A 4608-nucleotide genomic window follows, 5' to 3' on the forward strand; every position below is an offset into this window, starting at 1 on the left:
CATCGGTCTGGTTTTTGTCTCTCGCTTTTTGACATTGATAGAACACGAAGAGATATGTGGGCGGTTTGGTCGTTACGATGACTGGACGTTTGCATATCGCACTCTTAGGGATTTCGGTCCTGATTATGGAGTGTCAGCTTCACTGTTTGGTGGCTTTCGGTACCTTTGGTACTGATGCAACAAACAGTTTCCTGGAACCTTTGCCGGTTTCAGGAGTGATGTGCAGAGGTTCAATCGTCAAGGATATGCAGTAATGCATTTCAACTTGAGAGTTTGATCCTGGCTCAGAACGAACGCTGGCGGCAGGCCTAACACATGCAAGTCGAGCGCAACCTTCGGGTTGAGCGGCGGACGGGTTAGTAACGCGTGGGAACGTACCCAGATCTGCGGAATAGCCTCGGGAAACTGAGAGTAATACCGCATACGCCCTTCGGGGGAAAGATTTATCGGATTTGGATCGGCCCGCGTTAGATTAGATAGTTGGTGGGGTAACGGCCTACCAAGTCGACGATCTATAGCTGGTTTGAGAGGATGATCAGCAACACTGGGACTGAGACACGGCCCAGACTCCTACGGGAGGCAGCAGTGGGGAATCTTGGACAATGGGCGCAAGCCTGATCCAGCCATGCCGCGTGAGTGATGAAGGCCTTAGGGTCGTAAAGCTCTTTCGCCTGTGAAGATAATGACGGTAGCAGGTAAAGAAACCCCGGCTAACTCCGTGCCAGCAGCCGCGGTAATACGGAGGGGGTTAGCGTTGTTCGGAATTACTGGGCGTAAAGCGCACGTAGGCGGACTATTAAGTCAGAGGTGAAATCCCAGGGCTCAACCCTGGAACTGCCTTTGATACTGGTAGTCTTGAGTTCGAGAGAGGTGAGTGGAATTGCGAGTGTAGAGGTGAAATTCGTAGATATTCGCAGGAACACCAGTGGCGAAGGCGGCTCACTGGCTCGATACTGACGCTGAGGTGCGAAAGTGTGGGGAGCAAACAGGATTAGATACCCTGGTAGTCCACACCGTAAACGATGAATGCCAGACGTCGGGTAGCATGCTGCTCGGTGTCACACCTAACGGATTAAGCATTCCGCCTGGGGAGTACGGTCGCAAGATTAAAACTCAAAGGAATTGACGGGGGCCCGCACAAGCGGTGGAGCATGTGGTTTAATTCGAAGCAACGCGCAGAACCTTACCAACCCTTGACATACTTGTCGCGATTTCCAGAGATGGATTTCTTCAGTTCGGCTGGACAATGTACAGGTGCTGCATGGCTGTCGTCAGCTCGTGTCGTGAGATGTTCGGTTAAGTCCGGCAACGAGCGCAACCCACATCCTTAGTTACCAGCGGTTCGGCCGGGGACTCTAGGGAAACTGCCCGTGATAAGCGGGAGGAAGGTGTGGATGACGTCAAGTCCTCATGGCCCTTACGGGTTGGGCTACACACGTGCTACAATGGCAACTACAGTGGGTTAATCCCCAAAAGTTGTCTCAGTTCGGATTGGGGTCTGCAACTCGACCCCATGAAGTCGGAATCGCTAGTAATCGCGTAACAGCATGACGCGGTGAATACGTTCCCGGGCCTTGTACACACCGCCCGTCACACCATGGGAGTTGGGTCTACCCGACGGCCGTGCGCCAACCTTTTCGAAGGGGGCAGCGGACCACGGTAGGCTCAGCGACTGGGGTGAAGTCGTAACAAGGTAGCCGTAGGGGAACCTGCGGCTGGATCACCTCCTTTCTAAGGATGTATCTAGTCAGAAGAACTTGTTCTTCTCGTGATACACTTAGCAGCTACTTCGGTAGCATAAGATCAACATTAGTTGGTCAAACTCATGACCAGGCCGTCCTCATATCTCTTCGTATACATCAAGCAGTCATCTGACTGCTTCTGGGGCCTTAGCTCAGCTGGGAGAGCACCTGCTTTGCAAGCAGGGGGTCATCGGTTCGATCCCGATAGGCTCCACCAGATTGCCGACCCTTTGGGGTTAGCTTGGGTCGGTAGCTCAGGTGGTTAGAGCGCACGCCTGATAAGCGTGAGGTCGGAGGTTCAAGTCCTCCTCGACCCACCAACATCCCCCGGATGTTGGCCGCAAGATTACCATTCCAACTGTATCAAATGTATCAGCAAGCACTTTGCGAAGTGTTTGCTCATCCATTTGGATGAATTGACATCGTTTAGAGAGAAAAATTGCAACATCGTTGGCGGCACTCGTGTGTGCTTTGCCTCGGTCGGTTGCGTGAACTTCGGTTCACGTGAGGCAGTTTGAAGATTGTTTCCTCGATCTTCTTATTTGTATCCCGGTCGAAAAGATGATGTTGCCCAAGTCAAGTACACTAACCCGCTGTATTCCTACGGGAATGCAGCATTGTTCGCTTCACCGACATGAAGCGAGCGGGAAAAATAGTATGCTTTTGATACAGAGAGTGTGGCGCGTTGCTTACCAGCTTACGCGTCCGCAAGACGTAAGTTTTGCTCTTTCTGGATCAAATCAAGCGCGAAAAGGGCGTTTGGTGAATGCCTTGGCAGTAAGAGGCGATGAAGGACGTGATACTCTGCGATAAGTCATGGGGAGCTGAGAATAGGCTTTGATCCATGAATTTCCGAATGGGGCAACCCACCTGACAGTTTGTTATAATAGCCGCAAGGCTGCTTATAATGAGCTGAACCAGGTACTTATAGACTGAATACATAGGTTTATAAGAGCAAACCCGGGGAACTGAAACATCTAAGTACCCGGAGGAAAGGACATCAATAGAGACTTCGTTAGTAGCGGCGAGCGAACGCGAACCAGCCGAGCCTTGAGAGTGAGAAGAACATGCTGGGAAGCATGGCCATAGCGGGTGATAGCCCCGTATTCTAAGCTCGATGGGACGTATTAAGTAGGGCGGAACACGTGAAATTCTGTCTGAAGATCGGGGGACCACCCCCGAAGGCTAAGTACTCCTTACTGACCGATAGTGAACCAGTACCGTGAGGGAAAGGTGAAAAGCACCCCGACGAGGGGAGTGAAACAGTTTCTGAAACCGGACGCCTACAAGCAGTCGGAGGGACCTCGAGTCCTGACGGCGTACCTTTTGTATAATGGGTCATCGACTTGGTCTCACGAGCAAGCTTAAGCCGTTAGGTGTAGGCGCAGCGAAAGCGAGTCTTAATAGGGCGCATGAGTTCGTGGGATCAGACCCGAAACCGAGTGATCTAGGCATGATCAGGATGAAGGTGCAGTAACATGCACTGGAGGTCCGAACCCACACCTGTTGAAAAAGGTCGGGATGAATTGTGCCTAGGGGTGAAAGGCCAATCAAACTCGGAGATAGCTGGTTCTCTGCGAAATCTATTTAGGTAGAGCGTCATCCGAATACCCCGGGGGGTAGAGCACTGGATGGGTAATGGGGCCCCACAGGCTTACTGATCCTAACCAAACTCCGAATACCCGGGAGTACTAGATGGCAGACACACAGCGGATGCTAACGTCCGTTGTGAAGAGGGAAACAACCCTGACCTACAGCTAAGGCCCCCAATTCATGGCTAAGTGGGAAAGCAGGTGGGACGACCAAAACAACCAGGAGGTTGGCTTAGAAGCAGCCATCCTTTAAAGATAGCGTAACAGCTCACTGGTCTAGATAAGTTGTCCTGCGGCGAAGATGTAACGGGGCTCAAGCCATGAGCCGAAGCTTAGGATGCCGTAAGGCATGGTAGCAGAGCGTAGTGTGATATAGTCTCATGCCTCTTTTGATCCTTCGGGATCACCGGAGGCGCGAGGCTTTCGATGAAGCCGGCGCGTGAGCGATCCGGTGGAGAGATCACTAGTGAGAATGATGACATGAGTAGCGACAAACAGGGTGAGAGACCCTGTCGCCGAAAGTCCAAGGGTTCCTGCTTAAAGCTAATCTGAGCAGGGTAAGCCGACCCCTAAGGCGAGGCCGAAAGGCGTAGTCGATGGGAACCAGGTTAATATTCCTGGGCCAGATGGAAGTGACGGATCTCGAAGGTAGTTCATCCTTATTGGATTGAGTGGGCTGCTTAGAGGTTCCTGGAAATAGCTCCATCGCTAGATCGTACCCTAAACCGACACAGGTGGACTGGTAGAGAATACCAAGGCGCTTGAGAGAACGATGTTGAAGGAACTCGGCAAAATACCTCCGTAAGTTCGCGAGAAGGAGGCCCAGTTTCTACGCAAGTATTGGCTGGGGGCACAAACCAGGGGGTGGCGACTGTTTACTAAAAACACAGGGCTCTGCGAAGTCGCAAGACGACGTATAGGGTCTGACGCCTGCCCGGTGCCTGAAGGTTAAAAGGAGGAGTGCAAGCTCCGAATTGAAGCCCAGGTAAACGGCGGCCGTAACTATAACGGTCCTAAGGTAGCGAAATTCCTTGTCGGGTAAGTTCCGACCTGCACGAATGGCGTAACGACTTCCCCGCTGTCTCCAACATCGACTCAGCGAAATTGAATTGCCTGTCAAGATGCAGGCTTCCCGCGGTTAGACGGAAAGACCCCGTGCACCTTTACTACAGCTTCGCACTGGCATCAGGATTGTGATGTGCAGGATAGGTGGTAGGCTTTGAAGCAGGAACGCTAGTTTCTGTGGAGCCACCCTTGAGATACCACCCTTCGCA

General features: G+C 52.2%; 2 tRNA genes and 2 rRNA genes. All 4 read left to right on the top strand.

Annotated features, from left to right (window positions below):
* Positions 1-261 precede the first annotated feature (261 nt).
* Positions 262-1731: ribosomal RNA gene (locus ABD815_RS15065) — 16S ribosomal RNA — on the top strand.
* A gap of 152 nt (positions 1732-1883) precedes the next feature.
* Positions 1884-1959, top strand: a tRNA-Ala gene (locus tag ABD815_RS15070).
* 26 nt (positions 1960-1985) lie between these two features.
* Positions 1986-2062 (top strand) — tRNA-Ile (locus ABD815_RS15075).
* A gap of 418 nt (positions 2063-2480) precedes the next feature.
* A 23S ribosomal RNA gene (locus ABD815_RS15080) occupies positions 2481-4608 on the top strand; the annotation flags it as partial.

The organism is Celeribacter arenosi, from assembly GCF_039539485.1.
GTDB lineage: Bacteria > Pseudomonadota > Alphaproteobacteria > Rhodobacterales > Rhodobacteraceae > Celeribacter > Celeribacter arenosi.